The organism is Sphingomonas cavernae, assembly GCF_003590775.1.
Taxonomy (GTDB): domain Bacteria; phylum Pseudomonadota; class Alphaproteobacteria; order Sphingomonadales; family Sphingomonadaceae; genus Sphingobium_A; species Sphingobium_A cavernae.
Map to the genome: position 1 here is coordinate 1,198,176 of NZ_QYUM01000003.1, position 19,131 is coordinate 1,217,306.

The 19,131-nt window shown below is 64.0% G+C and carries 16 protein-coding genes; 15 read left to right on the top strand and 1 reads right to left on the bottom strand.

All coding sequences use genetic code 11. From position 1 onward, the window contains the following. Positions 1-158: 158 nt before the first annotated feature. From D3876_RS13375 to D3876_RS13420, 9 genes are all read left to right on the top strand, one after another. Positions 159-1,202, top strand: coding sequence for a lytic murein transglycosylase (locus tag D3876_RS13375; RefSeq protein ID WP_119762916.1), 1,044 nt, complete (start codon positions 159-161; stop codon positions 1,200-1,202). Continuing rightward, positions 1,186-1,965, top strand: coding sequence for a septal ring lytic transglycosylase RlpA family protein (locus D3876_RS13380; protein ID WP_119762918.1), 780 nt, complete (start codon positions 1,186-1,188; stop codon positions 1,963-1,965). The genes D3876_RS13375 and D3876_RS13380 overlap by 17 nt, the downstream gene beginning before the upstream one ends. Next, the gene (locus tag D3876_RS13385) at positions 1,962-3,122 is read left to right on the top strand and encodes a D-alanyl-D-alanine carboxypeptidase family protein (protein WP_119762920.1); all 1,161 of its coding nucleotides are present in this window, start codon (positions 1,962-1,964) and stop codon (positions 3,120-3,122) included. The genes D3876_RS13380 and D3876_RS13385 overlap by 4 nt, the downstream gene beginning before the upstream one ends. Positions 3,123-3,210: 88 nt before the next feature. Next, positions 3,211-3,876, top strand: a complete 666-nt coding sequence (gene tmk, locus D3876_RS13390; protein ID WP_119762922.1) for a dTMP kinase — start codon at positions 3,211-3,213, stop codon at positions 3,874-3,876. Next, positions 3,873-4,862 carry a DNA polymerase III subunit delta' gene (locus D3876_RS13395; protein WP_119762924.1) on the top strand — a complete coding sequence of 330 codons (990 nt, stop codon included), beginning with the start codon at positions 3,873-3,875 and terminating at the stop codon, positions 4,860-4,862. The genes tmk and D3876_RS13395 overlap by 4 nt, the downstream gene beginning before the upstream one ends. A gap of 5 nt (positions 4,863-4,867) precedes the next feature. Further along, positions 4,868-6,439, top strand: a complete 1,572-nt coding sequence (gene metG / locus D3876_RS13400) for a methionine--tRNA ligase (RefSeq protein ID WP_119762926.1) — start codon at positions 4,868-4,870, stop codon at positions 6,437-6,439. A 126-nt stretch (positions 6,440-6,565) separates the two neighbouring features. After that, positions 6,566-7,342 (top strand): TatD family hydrolase, encoded by a 777-nt coding sequence (locus D3876_RS13410; RefSeq protein WP_119762930.1) that lies wholly within the window; start codon positions 6,566-6,568, stop codon positions 7,340-7,342. Between the two features lie 79 nt (positions 7,343-7,421). Beyond that, positions 7,422-8,189 carry an MBL fold metallo-hydrolase gene (locus D3876_RS13415; RefSeq protein WP_119762932.1) on the top strand — a complete coding sequence of 256 codons (768 nt, stop codon included), beginning with the start codon at positions 7,422-7,424 and terminating at the stop codon, positions 8,187-8,189. Beyond that, positions 8,186-8,782, top strand: coding sequence for a retropepsin-like aspartic protease family protein (locus tag D3876_RS13420; RefSeq protein WP_119762934.1), 597 nt, complete (start codon positions 8,186-8,188; stop codon positions 8,780-8,782). Before D3876_RS13415 ends, D3876_RS13420 begins: the two co-directional genes overlap by 4 nt. A 166-nt stretch (positions 8,783-8,948) precedes the next feature. Here the strand turns inward: D3876_RS13420 and D3876_RS13425 are convergent, their stop codons facing one another. Next, complete coding sequence (locus D3876_RS13425) at positions 8,949-9,794, bottom strand: SDR family NAD(P)-dependent oxidoreductase (protein WP_119763870.1); 846 nt, start codon at positions 9,792-9,794, stop codon at positions 8,949-8,951. A gap of 308 nt (positions 9,795-10,102) precedes the next feature. On the opposite strand from D3876_RS13425, the gene D3876_RS13430 reads away from it, so the two are divergent. From D3876_RS13430 to D3876_RS13455, 6 genes are all read left to right on the top strand, one after another. Further along, positions 10,103-11,932 (top strand): flavin-containing monooxygenase, encoded by a 1,830-nt coding sequence (locus D3876_RS13430; RefSeq protein WP_119762936.1) that lies wholly within the window; start codon positions 10,103-10,105, stop codon positions 11,930-11,932. Positions 11,933-12,083: 151 nt separating this feature from the next. Continuing rightward, positions 12,084-13,499 carry an aromatic ring-hydroxylating oxygenase subunit alpha gene (locus D3876_RS13435; RefSeq protein WP_119762938.1) on the top strand — a complete coding sequence of 472 codons (1,416 nt, stop codon included), beginning with the start codon at positions 12,084-12,086 and terminating at the stop codon, positions 13,497-13,499. A 62-nt stretch (positions 13,500-13,561) separates the two neighbouring features. Further along, complete coding sequence (locus tag D3876_RS13440) at positions 13,562-15,349, top strand: thiamine pyrophosphate-binding protein (RefSeq protein WP_119762940.1); 1,788 nt, start codon at positions 13,562-13,564, stop codon at positions 15,347-15,349. 152 nt (positions 15,350-15,501) lie between these two features. Continuing rightward, on the top strand, positions 15,502-16,935 hold the full coding sequence (locus D3876_RS13445; protein ID WP_119762942.1) for an aldehyde dehydrogenase family protein: 1,434 nt from the start codon (positions 15,502-15,504) through the stop codon (positions 16,933-16,935). Between the two features lie 3 nt (positions 16,936-16,938). Continuing rightward, the gene (locus D3876_RS13450; protein WP_119762944.1) at positions 16,939-18,537 is read left to right on the top strand and encodes an SMP-30/gluconolactonase/LRE family protein; all 1,599 of its coding nucleotides are present in this window, start codon (positions 16,939-16,941) and stop codon (positions 18,535-18,537) included. A gap of 20 nt (positions 18,538-18,557) precedes the next feature. After that, a complete protein-coding gene (locus tag D3876_RS13455; RefSeq protein ID WP_119762946.1) occupies positions 18,558-18,971 on the top strand; it encodes an EthD domain-containing protein in 414 nt (137 codons plus the stop codon). Positions 18,972-19,131 lie beyond the last annotated feature (160 nt).

A 19,131-nucleotide genomic window follows, 5' to 3' on the forward strand; every position in this document is an offset into this window, starting at 1 on the left:
CGCGCGGCCCCGGCTATGGCATCCATGGGGCTAGAGCACTTCCCGAAAAAGTGGGAACCGGTTTTTCGGCCGGGAAGTGCTCAAGATGTGGAGTCGAGAGCCTTTCTTGTCCGGCAAGGCGATTCCACCTTGCCGGGAAAGGCTCCAGGGGGAAGACGATGCGTTACTTTCTGTTTTCTGCCGCTCTTCTGGTTGCCGCCGCGGTGCCCCAGAGCAGCAACCTTGTGGTTACGCCCGCACTTGCGCAAGACGAGAGCGGTTTCCAGTCGTTCCTGGCCGGACTGCGCGGTCAGGCCGAGCGGCAGGGAATAAGCCGCCGGACGCTCGACAGCGTGATCCCTACGCTCAGTTACAATCCGCGCGTGATCGAACTTGACCGCGCACAGCCCGGTGGCGCGACCAACAGTCCGATCCCCGCTTTCGCACCCTATAAGGCGCGGCATGTCGATGCTGCGCGAATCAATCGCGGTCGCGCCAAGTATCAGCAGCTTCGCGGCAATCTTTCGCGGATCGAACGCGAGACGGGCGTACCCGAGGCGATCATGGTCGCGATCTATGGCCACGAAACCAATTACGGCAGCTATACCGGCGACTTCGATCTGCTGCGTGCGCTCGCAAGCCTCGCTTATGAGGGGCGCCGGCGTGATCTGTTTACCGCCGAGTTTCTGGCGGCGCTGAAGATGATCGATCAGGGTGTGCCGCGCGGTCGGCTGGTAGGGAGCTGGGCGGGCGCGACGGGCTATCCGCAATTCCTGCCTTCGATTTATCTGCGCCTCGCCAAGGATGGCGACGGCGACGGGCGCAAGGATATCTGGACCAGCGAATCCGATGCGCTCGCTTCCATCGCCAATTATTTCGTCAATGCGGGCTGGCGGCCGAATGTTCCCTGGGGCGTGGCGGTGCGCGTGCCCGCGAGGCTGGATCGCAATGCGATTCGATCGAAGCTCGTCTCTCCGCGCTGCGCCCGGGTCCATGACCGTCATAGCCAGTGGAAGACGGTCGCCGAATGGAAGGCGCTCGGGGTGACGCCGATCGGCTATCCGGTGCCGCGCGACAGCGAACTCGCATCGTTGCTTGAACCCGACGGCGCCGGACAGACCGCCTATCTGCTCACGGGCAATTATCGTGTGATCCTCGACTATAATTGCTCCAATTTCTACGCGTTGTCGGTGGGTCTGCTCGCGGATGAAGTGGCGCGCTGAAATCGCGCTTACCGCATGGCTGCCGGCGCTGCTGGCAGGGTGCGGCGCTACCGATCAGGCCGGGGCGCCGGCAGAGCCACGAAATATGGGACGGGTCGCGGCCTTCTTCCCCACGAGTTCTGTGCCCGGCATGCCCGTGAAGATGGTGCCGCACTACGAGGCGACGGGCTATGCGAGCTGGTATGGCGACGAACTTCGCGGCAGGCCGACCGCGAGCGGTGAGCCATTCGACCCCGATGCGATCAGCGCTGCGCATCCGACCTTGCCGCTGTCGAGCTATATCGAAGTGACCGCGCTCGATACCGGGCGAACAATCGTGGCGCGCGTCAACGATCGGGGGCCCTTTTCAAACAACAGGTTGGTCGACCTTTCGCACGGCGCCGCGCGCATGCTCGGCATTTCAGGAACTGGACATGCCCGCGTGCGGATACGTCGAGTCCAACCCGGTGAGACACGCGGAGCGCCGGAGCCGCGCGGACATGCATTGGCGCCGCCATCGGGACCGGCGCCCGACGGCGTACCGCGCTTTGTTCAGATCGCCGCCTTTGCCAGTCATGGGCGCGCCAACGCGATGGCTCGCCGTATCGGTGCGCGCGTTGACCGCGCCGGTACGGTGTACCGTGTCCGTTTCGGGCCGTTCGACGACCAGGCTGCGGCGAAACAGGCGTTGCGCGAGGCAGGTGTGAAGGGCTATCCCGATGCACAGATCCTGCTGGATTCCGCGCCACGACACCCACTACGCCCCATTGAAAGGCTCCGATGAAACCCTTGGTCCTTCCTTCGCTGTTCGCGCTTGCGCTTGCCGTTCCCGTGAGCGCTGCGGCGCCGCCTTATGAGACGCCTGCGCCGATCGCCTATATGGAAGACCTCTCGTCGGGCGCGGTGCTCTATGCAAAGGGCGCGGATCAGCGCATTCCGCCCGCCTCGATGGCGAAGATGATGACGGTCTATGTCGCGTTCGACATGATCAAGCGCGGTGAGCTGAAGCTCGACCAGAAGTTCATGGTCCGCCCCGAAACCTGGCGGCAATGGCACGGCCCGGCAGCGGGATCGACGATGTTTCTCGAGACCGGCGAGCAGGTGAGCGTCAAGGACCTGCTTCACGGCATCGTGACGCTGTCGGGCAACGATGCCTGTGTCGTGCTCGCCGAGGGTATTGCGGGCACCGAAGCCGCGTTCGCGCAGCGCATGAACGATGCTGCGAAGAAGCTCGGCCTGACCAACAGCCATTTCGGCAACAGCAACGGCTGGCCCGATGAGGGCGTGACCTATGTGACGGCGCGCGATCTTGCGAAGCTCGCAAAGGCGTCGATCGAGGAGTTCCCCGATCTCTACAAGGCCTTCTATAGCCAGCACGAATATACGCGCACGCTGTCCGACGGGAAGTCCATCACACAACCGAATCGCGATCCGCTGCTCGGTCGCGTAACCGGCGCCGATGGCCTCAAGACGGGCCATACCGAGGAGGCCGGTTATGGCTTCACCGGTTCGGCCATCCAGAATGGCCGCCGCATCGTCATGGTCGTGTCGGGGCTGACCAGTTTCAACGGCCGCATCGAGGAATCGGTGCGCTTCATGGACTGGGGCTTCAAGGCATGGACCGCCAAGCAGATCGTCTCGAAGGGCAAACGCGTCCAGACCGCCGAGGTCCAGCTCGGCGACGAGAACGAGGTCGGGCTGATCGCGCCGCGCGATATCGCGGTGACATTGCCCGGCGGCGCAGCGTCGAACATGAAAGTCTCGGTCGTCTATAATGGCCCGGTGAAGGCGCCTATCAAGAAGGGGCAGCACATCGCGGATCTCGTCGTGACCACGCCTGATACCCCGCCGCAGACGATGCCGCTCGTCGCTGAAAGCGATGTCGGCGAGGCCGGGTTCTTTGGCCGCGCGTGGGCAGGATTGATGTCGATCTTCGCCTAGTGCCTGATCGCCGGACAGCGTTGCCTTGTTGTCCAGGGGAAAAACCGGATAGTAGGCGCGATGCGGCATCTCACGAACATCGAAACTCATGGCTGACGGCAGGGCGGCGCGCGGGCGCTTCATCGTGGTCGAAGGCGGTGACGGATCGGGCAAGGGCGGCGTGATCGAGGCGCTGTCGGCGCGGCTGACCGCGGCCGACCACGACCTGCTCGTCACGCGCGAACCCGGTGGCACCGACGAGGGACTGAAGCTGCGCGAGCTGCTGCTTTCGGCGGAGGGCGCGGTCTGGGATCAGGGTGCCGAACTGCTGCTGATGACCGCGGCGCGCATCCAGCATGTCAAGCGGGTGATAGCGCCGGCGCTGGCGGCGGGGCGTATCGTGCTGTGCGATCGCTTTGTCGGCTCGACGCTTGCCTATCAAGGGGCTGGGCGCGGCATTTCGGAGTCCCTGATTCGGGGTCTGCACCGCGATCTTGTCGATGACCTCTGGCCCGACATCACCGTGCTGCTCGACGTCGATCCGCGGGTCGGGCTGGCGCGCAGCCGCGCAAGGCTGAGCGACGCGGAACTCGACGAAGGCCGCTTCGAGGATCTCGACATCGGCTTTCACGATCGCGTGCGCGGCGGCTTTCTCGATCAGGCGCAGCATGATGTCGAGCGCACATTGGTAATCGACGCCGCGCGCCCGGCCGATCAGGTCCGCGCCGATGCGATTACCCAGGTTCTGGCGCGGCTGGACCTGTTGCCGTCATGACGTCACTCATCGGGCATGACGCGCAAATCGCTGCCTTTTGCGAAGCGATGGCGAGCGGCAAGCTGCACCATGCGTGGCTGCTGACGGGGGCGCAGGGCATCGGCAAGGCGCGCTTCGCCGATATGGCAGCGCTGCGTCTGCTCGCCGAGGCCGCGGGTCCGCCACCGGGCGGCGAGGGGCTGTATGTGGGCCCCGATCATCCGACCGCAAAGCTGGTCGCCGCCGGCAGTCATCCCGATTTCAGACGGCTCGAGCGGCTGGCGAAGGAGAGTACGGGCGAACTCGCGCGCAACATCCCGATCGCGCAGGTGCGGACGCTCCAGGGGATGTTCGTCACGACGCCTTCGATGTCGTCGCGGCGCGTGATCGTGATCGACGCGATCGACGATCTCGAACGCGCGGCCGCCAACGCGCTGCTCAAGAATCTCGAGGAGCCGCCGGCCGATACCGTCTTCCTGCTCGTCAGCCACGCGCCGGGCCGGTTGCTGCCGACGATCCGGTCGCGATGCCGTCTGCTGCGCTTTTCCGCGCTCGACGAGGCCGCGATGGCGAACGTGCTCCGAGCTGAGCTTCCCGAGGCCGACGCCGCCGAGATCGCAGCGCTGGTCCGCGCAGGCGAGGGCTCGCCCGGGCGCGCGCTGGGCTTTGCGGGGCTCGACATTGCGGCGCTTGATGAAGCCATGGCGTTACTCGCGACCAGCGGTGATCCCGGCAACGCGACGCGGATCGCGTTGGCCAAGAGCCTTTCGCTCAAGGCCGCGCAGATGCGCTACGAGGCCTTTCTCCAGCGTGCCCCCGGCTTCATCGCGCGCGCCGCCGAACGCCGCCAGGGGCAGGCGCTCGCCGATGCGATCGCGCTGTGGGAACAATGCCGCGCGCTTGCCTCGAGCGCGGTCGGCACGTCGCTGGAGCCGCAAAGCGTGGTTTTCCAGATCGGCACGCTGATCGCCGGACTTGCCCCGAGGCGTTCTGACGCTAAAGGCTGAGGCCTATGACGCAGCAGCCTTTCTACATCACCACGGCCATCTCCTACCCCAATGGCCGCCCGCATATCGGCCATGCTTATGAAGCGATCGCGACCGATGCGATCGCGCGCTTCCAGCGGCTGATGGGTCGCGACGTGTTCTTCATGACGGGAACCGACGTCCACGGTCTGAAGATGGCGCAGACCGCGCGCGACCGCGACATTGAGCCGGGCGCCCTCGCAGATGAAATGTCCGCTTATTTCAAGGAAATGGATGACGTTCTCAACGTTTCCTATGATCGCTTCATCCAGACCAGCGAGCCCGATCATCACGCGGCCAGCCAGGCGATCTGGAAGGCGCTCGAGGCCAATGGCGACCTCTATCTCGATCGATACGAAGGCTGGTACTCGGTTCGCGACGAGGCCTTTTACGACGAGAAGGAACTCGTCGAGGGGGAGGGCGGCGAAAAGCTGTCGCCGCAGGGCACGCCCGTCACCTGGACCGCCGAGGAAAGCTGGTTCTTCCGCCTTTCCAAATATCAGGAGCCGCTGCTGAAGCACTATGCGGCGAATCCCGATTTCATTCGCCCCGAAAGCCGCCGCAACGAGGTGCTGCGCTTCGTCGAGGGCGGACTTTCCGACCTGTCGGTTTCGCGCACCAGCTTCGACTGGGGGGTGAAGGTGCCTGACAGCGAGGGCCATGTCATGTACGTCTGGCTCGACGCGCTCACCAATTACCTGACGGGCGTTGGCTATCCCGGGGATACGGCGGAGTTCCGCAAATACTGGCCCGCCGACTATCATATCATCGGCAAGGACATCGTCCGTTTCCACGCGGTCTATTGGCCCGCCTTCCTGATGTCGGCGAACATCGCGCTGCCGAAGCAGGTCTTCGGGCACGGCTTCCTGCTCAACCGCGGCGAGAAGATGTCGAAATCGCTCGGCAATGTCGTCGATCCGATCGCCTATGCCGAGCGCTTCGGCGTCGATCAGCTTCGCTATTTCCTGCTGAGCGAAGTCACTTTCGGCAATGACGGCAGCTATAGCGAGGAAGCGATCGTCACGCGTTGCAACGCCGACCTTGCCAACAGCTTCGGCAATCTCGCGCAGCGCACGCTGAGCTTCATTGCCAAGAATTGTGAAGGCAGGCTGGTCGCGGAAGGCTTTGAACCGACCGAGGACGATGTGAAACTGCTCAACGGCGTCGTCGACGCCTGCAGCGTCCAGTTCGAGCGCCATATGGGGCAGCTCGAGATATCCGCAGCGATCGAAAGCTGGATGCGTGCAGTGTTCGCCTGCAATCAATATATCGACGCGCAGGCTCCCTGGACGCTTCGCAAGACCGATCCCGCGCGCATGGCTGCGGTGCTGGCGGTGCTTTACGAGGCCATCGGCAATCTGGCGATCGCGATCCAGCCGATCCTTCCCGCCGCCACGGCGAGGCTGCTCGATCAGATGGGCGTGCCGGAGGCGGCGCGGACCTATGAGGCGGTCCGCAAGCGCGAATGGTATGGCGCGCTTGCCGCTTCGGACTTCACTTTGGCGCCGCCGAGCCCCATCTTTCCGAGGCTGGAGCTTCCCGCCGAAGAATCCGCCTGATCCTCTCCCGTCATTCCCGCGCAGGCGGGAATCCCGCTTCTTTCCGCAACTCAAGTCCTGCAAGAAAGCTGGATCCCCGCTTTCGCGGGGATGACAATGAAGGGGGGACGGCTTATCTGGCCCAGCATGTTCGTCGATAGCCACTGCCACCTGAACTATAAGGGTCTGGTCGAGGACCAGTCGGGCGTGCTCGACCGCGCGCGCGCGGCAGGCGTGGGCATGATGCTCAACATCTCGACACGCGAGCGCGAATGGGACGAGATCATCGCGACCGCCGAGCGCGAGGACGATGTCTGGGCGACCGTCGGCATCCATCCGCACGAGGCCGACCAGCATCCCGATATCGATACAGCGAAGCTCGTCAGCCGCGCGGCGCACCCCAGGGTGATCGGGATCGGCGAGACGGGCCTCGACTATTATTACGACCATTCGGACCGTGCGCAGCAGCAGAAGAGCTTTCGCGCGCATATCGCGGCATCGCGCGAGACGGGCCTGCCGCTGATCGTCCACACGCGTGACGCCGAAGATGACACTGCCGCGATCCTGCGCGACGAGATGGGAAAGGGCGCCTATCCGGGCGTCATCCACTGCTTCACAGCGAGTGGAGAATTCGCCGATATCGCGTTGGAACTCGGCCTTTATATCTCGATATCGGGTATCGTAACCTTCAAGAATGCGAAGGATCTGCAGGCAACCGCTGCACGGCTTCCCGCTGACCGCCTGCTGATCGAAACCGACTCGCCGTTCCTTGCGCCGGTGCCGCACCGCGGCAAGCCGTGTGAGCCAGGCTATGTGGCCGATACCGCGCGCTTCCTGGCCGATCTGCGCGGCGAAAGCATCGAGGCGCTTGCCGAACAGACGACGCGCAACTTCCACGCGCTCTTCGCCAAGGCCGTGGCGTGAGCATCGAGTACCCCCGCGCAGGCGGGGGTCCAGCTTCGGTTAGTGGACTCTGGGCTCCCGCCTTCGCGGGAGCGCGCAAATGAAGCTTCGGATACTGGGCTGCGGCACGTCCTCGGGCGTGCCGCGGATCGGGAATGACTGGGGCAATTGCGATCCGACCGAGCCGAAGAACCGCAGGCGGCGCGCCTCTATACTCGTCGAGAGCGCGACCACCCGCATCCTCGTCGATACCTCGCCCGATCTGCGCGAGCAGTTGCTCGACGCCGACATCGCCGATGTCGACGCGGTGATCTGGACGCACGACCATGCCGATCATTGCCACGGCATCGACGATCTGAGGCAGCTCTTCCACGCCCGCGGACGGCCGGTGAACGGTTATGCGCGGCCCGACACACTGGCATCGCTGCGCACGCGTTTCGCCTATGCCTTTGACGGCAAGGATGGTTATCCGCCGACGGTGACGGGGCATGTGCTCGAAAGCGACTGGCAGTTTGGCGATATTCGCGTCCGCGTCACCGACCAGCCGCATGGCAGCATCACCTCGGCGGGCCTGCGCTTCGACGGGCCGCAGAGTTCGATAGGATATTCCACTGATTTCAACATCCTGACGGAGGATATGGCGAATTTGTTCGAAGGCGTCGACCTCTGGGTGGTCGATGCATTGCGCCACAAGCCACATCCGACGCACCCGCATCTGGCGCAGACGCTGGAATGGATCGCAGCGCTGGCCCCCGATCGTGCGGTTCTGACTCATATGGACCAGTCGATGGATTATGCGACATTGTGCAGGGCGTTGCCCGAGGGCGTGATGGCCGCGTGGGACGGGCTGGAACTGGAGACAGGATGACCGACGATCAGAGCATCAATCTCATCTGGGGCATCGGCGCGCTGGTTCTGGTCGGGAGTTCACTTCTTGCACGGCGCCTGCCGCTGAAGAGCACGTTCAAGATCGTGCTGGGGTGGGTGGCGATCTTCGCGGCGCTTTTCGTGCTGTTCGCATTCCGACACCAGATCGGTGTCGCATGGAGCGAGATAAAGCTTTCCGCGCTCGGTCAGCATTCCGAGGCGCCGGGGGCTCCGCTCAGGATTGCGATGGCCGAGGATGGGCATTTCTGGGCCAATGGCACGATCAACGGACGACCGGTGCGCTTTCTGATAGACAGCGGCGCGACAATTACCGCGCTGTCGCGCGCCACGGCCGAGGCAGCGGGGGTCGATATCGACGATGGCGGCTTCCCGGTGGTCGTCGAAACCGCGAACGGGACGGTCGAGGCGCGTCGGGGGCGCATCGGCGTGCTGGAGGTCGGGTCCATCGTCCGGAAGGACATCGGCGCCACGGTGTCGCCCGAACTCGGCGAAATGAACCTGCTCGGCATGAATTTTCTGTCGACGCTCAAAAGCTGGCGCGTCGAGGGGACCACGCTGGTTCTTGAGCCCTGACATACCAGTTAGAGCGGATCGAATCGCCCAGGCCGCTCATCCTGAGGAGCCGTTGAGCTTGACGAAACGGCGTCTCGAAGGCGCACGGTGCTGCCCTTCGAGACGGGCCTTCGCCTTCGCTCAGTCCCTCCTCAGGATGAGCGGTTCACGCTAATTATAGCGTGCCCTAACGCTTGATGGCCGCGCGGAAATCCTCGTTCTTGAGGAAAAGCGAGGTGTTGTCCGCGCCGAGATGCGTCCATTTGAGGTTCAGGCCGCCGTCCACGAGGATCGTCTGGCCGGTGATGTAGCTGGCCAGGTCCGACAGCAGGAAGGCGATGGCGCCGGCCTGTTCCTCGGGCTGGGCACGGCGACCCATCGCGACTGCTGCGCGATCGCGCTCGGCATCGTCGTCGATATAGGCGCCTGAGCCGGGCGTGATCGTGGTGCCGGGCGCAACGGTGTTGACCCGGATATTGTCGAGCGCCAGCTCGGCCGCGAGCGTGCGCGTCGCCGCCACGACCGCCGCCTTCGCGGTGCCATAGGCGATATGATAGGGCGCGGAATTCATGCCGCTGATCGAGGAAACGCCGACGATCGAGCCCGGCAGGCCGCGCGCGCGCAGTTCACGCGCCACGGCCTGGCTCATGAAGAACATCGTCTCGAGATTCTGCGCGAACAGCGCGCGCCAGTCGGCGCGCGTCACGCGCTCCGCGCGCATCCAGGTTTCGGGCGCTGCACCGCCGGCGACGTTGGCCAGGCCGTAAAGCGTGCCCTTGGCGGCAAGCGCCGCCTCCATCACCGCCGCGACGCCCTCGTCGGTCGAAACATCGGCCTTGACCGGGACGATGGAATGGCCCTGCGCCACCAATGGCGCGATGTTCTTCTCGATCTTTTCCTCTGACCGGCCCGCGGCGATCACGGTCGCCCCTGCCTGAGTGAGCATGCGCGTGAGCGCAGTGCCGATGCCGCCCCCGGACGCACCCGTCACGATGACAATTCGTCCGTCGAAATCCATGAGCTGCTGCGTCATCGGCATCCTCGATTCTGTGATTTCAGCCTGTCTTCGGCTTTGTGCGTTCGCTCTGCCAGTTCGGCCCGCAAGGCCTCAAGCCAAAGCGTTCGATATCTTGAAACCGCGCGCGATTCATCGCTCCCGCGAAAACAGCGGCCCGCCCGGAACCTCCGCCACCTGCGCCATGTCAGCATTGTGCGTTGATTTAATTGATTAAATTCTACGAAATCGCGTCAGTCGAGCGCCGTGACCTTGCACTTTGAGAGTTGTAAATGAACAGGGCTGTTGATTATGCAGGTTCAAATAAGGAGATTACTGGAGTGGAGATGACCTGCAAGCCGACGCAGACGCCTGCGCCTGAAGAGTTCGACATCCCCTCGCTGCGGGAAAAGTACCGGCAGGAGCGCGACAAGCGCCTTCGGTCCGACCGGCAGGACCAATATGTGCCGTCGAACGCCGATGTGACGCATAGCTACGACGTCGACCCGCATATGCCGGTGACGGCGCGCGAGCCGATTTCGGAGGATCTCGACGTCGTCGTGCTGGGCGCGGGCTTCGCGGGGATCCTGGCTTCCTATCACCTAACCAAGGCGGGGGTGACCAATTTCCGCAATATCGATCACGCCGGCGACTTTGGCGGGGTCTGGTACTGGAACCGCTATCCCGGCATCCAGTGCGACAATGACGCCTATTGCTATCTGCCGCTGCTCGAAGAGACGGGCTTCATGCCGTCCAAGAAGTTCGCAGATGGCGCGGAAATCTACGAATATTGCAAGCTCATGGCGCGCAAGTTCGGCTTCCACGACAAGGCGGTGCTCCACACGCTGATCACGTCGCTGCGCTGGGACGAGGAAATCGGTCGCTGGCGCGTCGGGACGAGCCGCGGTGACGAGTTCCGCGCGCGCTTCATCATCATGGGCTGCGGCGTGCTCAACATGCCCAAGCTGCCGGGCATTCCGGGCATCGACCAGTTCAAGGGCAAACTGTTCCACTCGGCGCGCTGGGAGTATGACTATACCGGCGGCAGCTACCAGAACCCGGTGCTCGACAAGCTGGCCGACAAGCGCGTCGCGATCATCGGCACGGGCGCGACCGCGATCCAGGCGGTTCCACACCTCGCGCGCTACGCCAAGCAGCTCTACGTCATCCAGCGCACGCCCTCGACCGTCGACGAGCGCCCCAACCCGCCGACCGATCCCGATTGGGCGAAATCGCTGGAGCCGGGCTGGCAGGACGAGCGCAAGGCCAATTTCCACCGCGCGGCGATGGAATTCTTCGCGCCCGGCGAGGAAGACCAGATCTGCGACATCTGGACCGAGATCACGCGCAACCTCGCCGCCGAGCTGGCGGCCGAAGGGTGGCCCCAGCTCGCGCCCGAAGAGTTCATGGCGCGGCGCGAAGTCGTCGACTACCGCGTGATGGAGCGGCTGCGCGGCCGCGTCGAGACCATGGTCGAGGACAAGGAAACCGCGGAATCGCTAAAGCCCTGGTACCGCTTCCTGTGCAAGCGGCCGCTGTCGAGCAACGAGTTCTACGGCGTCTTCAACCAGCCCAATGTGAAGCTGATCGACGTTTCGGACACCAAGGGCCTCGAGCGGATAACCGAAAAGGGTTTCGTCGCTAACGGCATCGAGTATGAGATCGACTGCCTGATCTGCGCCAGCGGCTTCGAAGTGACCAGCGAACTCAAGCGCCGCTGGGGCATCGACGTGGTCGAGGGCAGGGGCGGCGAGTCGATCTATGATCACTGGGCCAATGGTCCCGAGACGCTGCACGGCACGATGACGCGCGGTTTCCCCAACCAGTTCTTCATCGGCTATATCCAGGGTGGACTGAACGCCAGCGTGACCGAGCAGTTCGGCCGGCAGGGCTATCACAGCGCGCATATCATCAGCGAGGCGCTGAAGCGCGGTCTGAAGGCCGTCGAGCCGACCAAGGAAGCGCAGGACGCGTATGTCCGGCACTTCCATGAAGTCGAGATGGACATGTCCCAGTTCCAGCGTGAGTGCACGCCGAGCTACTTCACCAATGAAGGTCAGGTGAAGGCGCCCTGGGCGCTGTTCCGCAGCTATGGACCCGGCTGGGGCGCGTTCCAGAAACTGCTCGAGGATTGGCGCGCGAAGGGCGATCTGGAAGGACTTGAGCTCAGGTCCTGATCGCCCGGGGGATACCGAGTCCGAGGGGTCGCCTTTCGTTTTGGCAGGGTGTTTACTTGCGCTACGAGGATCAAAAATCTGTCCAGGTGGGAAGTCGGAGCGTGCCGATGCATGCCATTGTCCGCTCGGAATCGCGTTGGAGGAGGATTCCATGAAAAAGCCGGAGCTGACTGCCACGGGCATCACTGCCGAAGACATGGATGCGGAGAAGCTGGTCACCTATCCGACCGAGGCTTTCCTTTCGCGCGACTATGCGCTGGCCGAGAAGAAGCTGCTCTGGCCGAAGATCTGGCAGATGGTCGAGCGCGAGACCGATCTGCCCGATCCCGGCGACTGGATGACGTACAACGTCGCTGACGAGTCGATCATCGTGCTGCGCAAGGACGACGGGACGCTCAAGGCGTTCCACAATGTCTGCCCGCATCGCGGCCGGCAGCTAGTCAGCACGCCCGACATGCTGCCGGGCAAAGTCCATGACGTGCGCGGCAACAACCGCAAGAAATTCGTCTGCGGCTTCCATGGCTGGACCTACGATCAGGACGGCCACAACGTCTACATCCTCGACCAGCAGGACTGGCATGGCGGCCTGACGCCCGAGATGACCTGTCTGTCCGAGGTGAAGGTCGATACCTGGGGCGGCTATATCTACATCAACATGGACCCGGATTGCGTGTCCCTGAAGGAGTGGATGGGTCGCGCCGGCGAGATCCTCGATCACTTCCAGCTCGACAAGATGCGCTACAAATGGCGCCAATGGGCGATCTATCCGTGCAACTGGAAGACGGCGATCGAGGCATTTCTCGAGCCCTATCATGTCGCGGGAACGCACACCCAGCTTCTCGCCTATGGCAATTATTACGCGCTTTCGAAGCAATATGGGCTGCACTCGGTCAGCAGCTACGACACACGTGACGCCAAGTTCCAGATGAGCGAGAGCGCGGGCACGACGCGCGCGGGCAAGGGCGAGGATCCGCGCGTCTCGACCTATGAGCTGATCCGCGAGAATTATGAGACGATCAACTACTCTGCCTCCACCGAGACGCTGGTAAAGGCGGCGAGCCGGCTGAAGGACGAACTGCCCGAGACCGCGACCGCGCAGGACTGCATCGCGCACTGGCTCGCCTCGGCAAAGAAGGACGATGCGGCGCGCGGCGTGATCTGGCCTGAAATTCCGCCCGAGATCATGACCGAGGCAGGGCTCGCCTGGGGGCTGTGGCCAAACCAGAACATCCTGCACGGCGTGACCTTCGCGCTTTGCTACCGCGTGCGGCCGTACGGCGACGATCCCAACAAATGCGTGTTCGAGAGCTATGCGCTCGAACGCTTCCCCGAGGGCGAGGAGCCGGAGACCGAGTGGGTCTATGCCGACCCGATTGCGGCGAACTGGGGTTCGATCCTCGAGCAGGATTTTTCCAACATGGAGTTCGTGCAGAAGGGCATGAAGTCGAGCGGATTCCGCGGGCCTTTGCCCAATCCGCACCAGGAGCAGAAGGTCATCAACCTGCACCGCAATCTCGCGGCCTTCATGGGCCGGGGTGCGCCACAATTGCTGCCCGATCAAGACTGATCGGGCCTTCCACTTTCGCATCGAGAGCCCCGCGTGCGGGGACGCAATATTAGAGGTAGAAGATGAGCTACGACGATCCCAAGCCGGCAACGGCAACATCAGACCTCAAGTTGAAGGCCGGCGGCACGCCCGTCTACAAGCGCATCCTCGACCTGTTTGAGGCCGAGGGGATCAAGACCTTGTTCGGCATCCCCGACCCGAACTTCGTCCATCTCTGCCTCGAAGCCGAGGCACGCGGCTGGACTGTGGTCTCGCCGCACCATGAGGCGGCGGCCGGATTCATGGCCGAAGCCGCGTCGCGCATCACCGGCAAGCCGGCCCTGTGCTTCGGCACGCTCGGGCCCGGGCTGGCGAACATGATGCCCGCGATTCAGTGCTGCAAGGTCGAGAATTCGCCGGTCATCTTCCTCGGCGGCCAGCGCGCGCGCGTCACCGAACGGCGCGTGCGCCGCGGACGCATCCAGTTCGTCCGTCAGGAGCCGATGATCGAGGACTCGGTCAAATATTCGGGCGCGATCGAATATGCCGACCAGACCGACGAAGTTATCCGCGAGGCGATCCGCGTTGCAATGTCGGGCACGCCGGGGCCGACCTATGTCGAATATCCCAGCCACATCATTCTCGAAGAGCTCGACGTGCCGGAAGTGCTCCCGCCGCACCGCTATCGCCTGACCAATCAGGGTGCCGATGGCGACCGCATCGCCGAGGCAGCGAAGCTGATCCTCGAAGCCAAGAATCCGATCCTGCTGGTCGGCCACGCGGTGCACACGACCAAGTCGGGCGCGGCGGTGAAGGAACTGGCCGAGCTGATGAACTGCCCCGTCATCCAGACCTCCGGCGGTACCTCCTATATCAAGGGCATCGAGGACCGCACCTTCCAGTACGTGTTCTCCGACGCCTCGATCGAGGCGGTGGAAGCTTCCGACTGCGTCGTCGCGCTGGCGACCGAACTGGGCGAGCCCGTGCACTTCGGCCGCTGGCGGCATTGGCATGCCGGTGAAGCCAATCGCAAATGGATCTATGTGCAGCAGGATCCCACCGCGATCGGCGTCAACCGTCCGATCGACGTGCCGCTGGTCGGCGACGTCCGCGCCGTGGTGCCGCAACTCAGCCGCGCGCTGGGCAAGGGCCGTGCGGCGGGGCCCGACCTTGCCAGGTTCATGAAGGACGGGCAGGCCGAGCTCGACAGCCTTGCCGCGGAAACGCTGACCAAGAGCGATGGCACCGGCGATGTACCGATCCATACCTCGCGCTTCATTGTCGAGGCGACCAAGGCCTTCCCCAAGGACGGCATCATGATCCGCGACGGCGGCGCATCGGTGATCTTCGGCTGGACCTATAACCAGTGCAAGCCGAACGACGTGATCTGGAACCAGAATTACGGGCATATCGGCACGGGCCTGCCCTATGCCACCGGCGCGATGCTCGCCGATATCGCAGAGACGGGCGTGACGCGCCCGGGCATGCTGGTGACGTCTGACTCGTCCTTCCTGTTCCACATCGGCGAGCTCGAGGTCGCGGTGCGCCGCAATCTGCCGCTCGTCTGCGTGGTGGCGGTCGATTTCCAGTGGGGCCTCGAAGTGGGTGTGTACAAGCGCACTTTCGGCCTTGGCACTGCCGAGACCGGCACGCACTGGAGCAACAAGGTGCGCTTCGACAAGATCGCCGAAGGGCTGGGCGCCTATGGCCAGTATGTGACCACTGCGGACGAGATCGGCCCGGCCATTGCCCGCGCTTTCGCGCATGGCGGCCCGGCGGTCATCCATGTGCCGATCGACCCCAAGGCCAATTCGGAAGAAATGCCGAAATACGACAAGTTCCGTACCTGGTACGCCGAAGGTACGCAGTAAGAAAGTTCCTCCCCAAGCTCGCTTGGGGAGGGGGACCGCTCGAAGAGCGGTGGAGGGGCCTTGCCCGACGGTGGAATTACCCCTCCACCGTGCTGTGCACGGTCCCCCTCCCCGAACAAGTTCGGGGAGGATTAAGAACGGAGAGGGATGACATGCGCGAGTATCTGAAGTTCTACATCGACGGCCGATGGGTCGACCCGGTCGAACCGAAGACGGCGGATGTCATCAACCCGGCCACCGAAGAGGCCGCGGGTCGAATTTCGCTGGGCTCGGTCGCCGATGTCGACAAGGCGGTTGCCGCCGCACGCAAGGCCTTTGCAAGCTGGTCACAGACCACGCGCGAGCAACGGCTCGATCTGCTCGGCGCGATCCAGGCCGAATATGCGAAGCGCCAGACCGAAATCGGCGATGCGATCATGGAGGAAATGGGCGCGCCCTCGTCGCTTGCCCACGGCTTTCACGTCGGTCTTGGCGCAGGCCACCTCCAGACCGCGATCGAGGTGCTGAAGGATTTCAGGTTCGACGAGCAGCACGGCGCGACGGTGATCGCCAAGGAGCCGATCGGCGTCTGCGCGCTCATCACGCCGTGGAACTGGCCGATGAACCAGACCTGCGTCAAGATCTTCCCTGCACTCGCCACCGGCAACACCATGATCCTGAAGCCGCCGCAGCTCGCGCCTTTCTCGGCGCAGATCCTTGCGGAGATCCTGCATGCGGCCGGTGTTCCTGCGGGCGTGTTCAATATGATCCAGGGCAGCGGCAGCGTTATCGGCGCCGCGCTCTCGACGCATGAGGATGTCGACATGGTCTCCTTCACCGGCTCGGAGCCGGTGGGCGTCCAGATCCAGAAGGACGCGGCGACAACGGTGAAGCGCGTCGGGCTCGAACTGGGAGGCAAGAGCCCGTTCATCGTGCTCGACGACGATCAACTCGCTACGAACGTCGCGGGCGCGACCGCAGGCATGATGGGCAATTCGGGACAGACCTGCAGCGCCGGTTCGCGGCTTCTGGTCCCGGCTTCGCGGATGGACGAGGCGATTGCAGCAGCCAGGGCCGCGGCGGAAGGTGTTACCGTAGGCGATCCCAAGGGCAATGTCGCGATGGGCCCGGTCGTCTCCAAGAGCCAGTTCAACATCATCCAGGATTATATCCGCAAGGGTCTGGAAGAGGGCGCCACGGTCGTCGCCGGCGGTCCTGGGCGTCCCGAGGGGCTGGACAAGGGCTGGTTCGTCAAGCCGACCGTCTTCGTCGGCACCAACGACATGGTCATCGCGCGCGAGGAGATCTTCGGGCCGGTGCTCGTCATCATCGGTTATGACGATGTCGATCACGCCGTCGAGATCGCCAATGACACCGAGTTCGGCCTCGCCGGATATGTCAACGGCAGCGATCTCGAGAAATGCCGCGCGGTGGCGCGCCGGATGCGGACGGGCTGGATCAGCATCAACGGCGGCTTCGACTTCCACGCGCCCTTTGGCGGCTACAAGCGCAGCGGCAATGGCCGCGAATGGGGCGAGCACGGGTTCCTTGAATATCTGGAGACCAAGTCGCTGCTCGGCTACGCGCCCGCACAGGCGGCCGAATAAGGCATGGCATCGCAGGCAAGCCGGTACGCGGCTTCGGGCTCGGCAATCGCAGCCGAGGGCTGGACGATCGAACGGCTCACGCCGCCCAGCCGCCTGTATGGCGCAAACGGGCTGACAACCGGGGCCGACGGGCGCGTCTATGTCGCGCAGGTCGGCGGCAGCCAGGTCAGCGCGATCGGCGTCGACAGCGGCGCGATCGAGACGATCAGCGCGATGGGCGGCGATATCGTCGCGCCCGACGATCTTGTCTTTGACGAAGCCGGCAACCTGTACCTGACCGAGATCACCGAAGGTCGCGTGTGTATGCGCACGCCCGACGGCAGCGTGCGCGTCATTCAGGGAGACATGCCCGTCGCCAATCCGATCACCTGGCATCAGGGCCGGCTGATCGCGGGCGAATGCCGCGTCGGCGCGCGGATCATGGAACTCAGCCTCGATGGCGGCGCCCCCCGCGTCATCGTCGACAATGTGCCGATGGCCAACGCCTTTCAGGTCGGGCCCGACGGCAAGCTCTATTTCCCGGTGATGGGGACCAACGAGATCTGGCGCGTGAGCCTCGACGGTGGCGCGCCCGAAGTCGTCGCGGGCGATCTGGGTGTGCCTGACTCGGTAAAGTTCGACAGCAAGGGACGGATCGTCACCACGCAGGTGGCGAGCGGTCAGGTGCTGAGGATCGACCCCGTCAGCGGCGCGCGCGAAGTGCTGGCCGATCTGGGGCCCGGGCTCGACAATGTCACCTTTGTTGGCGACCGGATCTTTGTTTCGAGCATTCCCGGCGAGATCACCGAGATCCTTGGCGCCGGCAAGGTCCGCCCGGTCGTTCCCCGCGCGCTGCAATGGCCGCTGGGGCTGGCGGTTGGGGCGGACGGCGCGATCTTCGTGGCGGATGGCACCTTTGGGTACACGCTTCGGCCCGGCAGCAATCTCGAACTGGCGGGGATGATCTTCTATCCCGGCTGCCCCGGTTATCTGCGTGGTGTCGCGCCCGGCGCGGTGGCCGGCGAATGGGTGGTGACGACAGGGCTCGGCGCAGTGGCGCGCTACCGGCCTGCCGCAGGCGAAAGCGATTTCCTTGCCAATGGTTACGACCAGTTGATGGGCGTCGCGGTCGCGCCGGGCGGCGCGGTGGTCTTTGCCGAATATGGCACGGGCAGGGTGCTCTCGGCCGAAGGCGGCGCTGTCAGAGAGCTGGCTAGTGGTCTCGACAAGCCGATGGGCGTCGCGATTGACGCGGATGGTACCGTCTATGTCGCCGAAGCGGGCGCGGGCAGGGTGGCAAAACTTGCGCGCGGCAAGGCCGAGACGGTGGTCGAGGGGCTTGGGCGGCCCGAAGGGCTCGCGGTGAGCGGCGGCAAGCTGTTCGTCGTCGATACGACCGCGAAGGCGCTGATCACCGTCGATGCCGCGACGGGTGCACAAAGCGCGGTCGCATCGAACCTGCCCGTTGGCGCGCCCCAGGGCGTGAAGCCAAAGTTCCTTGGCCCGATTGGCGATATGGCGGGACCGATGATCCCCTTCGCCGACGTGACTGTGGCTGCGGACGGCACGCTCTACGTCGCGGGCGATGGGGAGGGCAGCGTGCTCGAAATTCGCGCGGGCTGATTCAACGAGGAGGCAATGCGATGATCAAGCAGATCGTCTTCCTGAAAAAGCGCGACGACATGTCCATGCAGGCGTTCATGGACTATTACGAGAACCAGCACTCGCAGCTCTCAAAGAAGCTCGGCGCCAAGCCCGCGCTGCCCAATGCGCAGCGTTATGTGCGGCGCTATGTCACGCCCCAACCCAATCCGCTGACGGGTGAGGTGATCCATCCTGGCTATGACTGCATCATGGAAATCTGGTGGAACACGCGCGCGGATTTCGAGGCTGCGATGAAGGGGCTCGCCGATCCGGCGATGCTGCAGCACCGCCTTGAGGACGAGCGGAAGCTCTTCGCATCGAACAGCAACCCCGTGTGCATCGTCGAGGAGCATGACTCGCCTGTGGGGCCTGACAATCAGATCCCGAAGGTTATTCCGACGTTCGAAGGATAGGGGCGGTTCCCACCTCGATCCGGCTTCGGAGCTTCGCCGGCTTTCAAAGTTCAGGAAGGTCAGCCCTGCGGGAAAAATCCCCTCAATCAGTGCGCCCGCGCTGATCGGATTTTTCGATCAACGCTTCGCTTGTGATCTGCACGGTTCAAATAGCCATTGC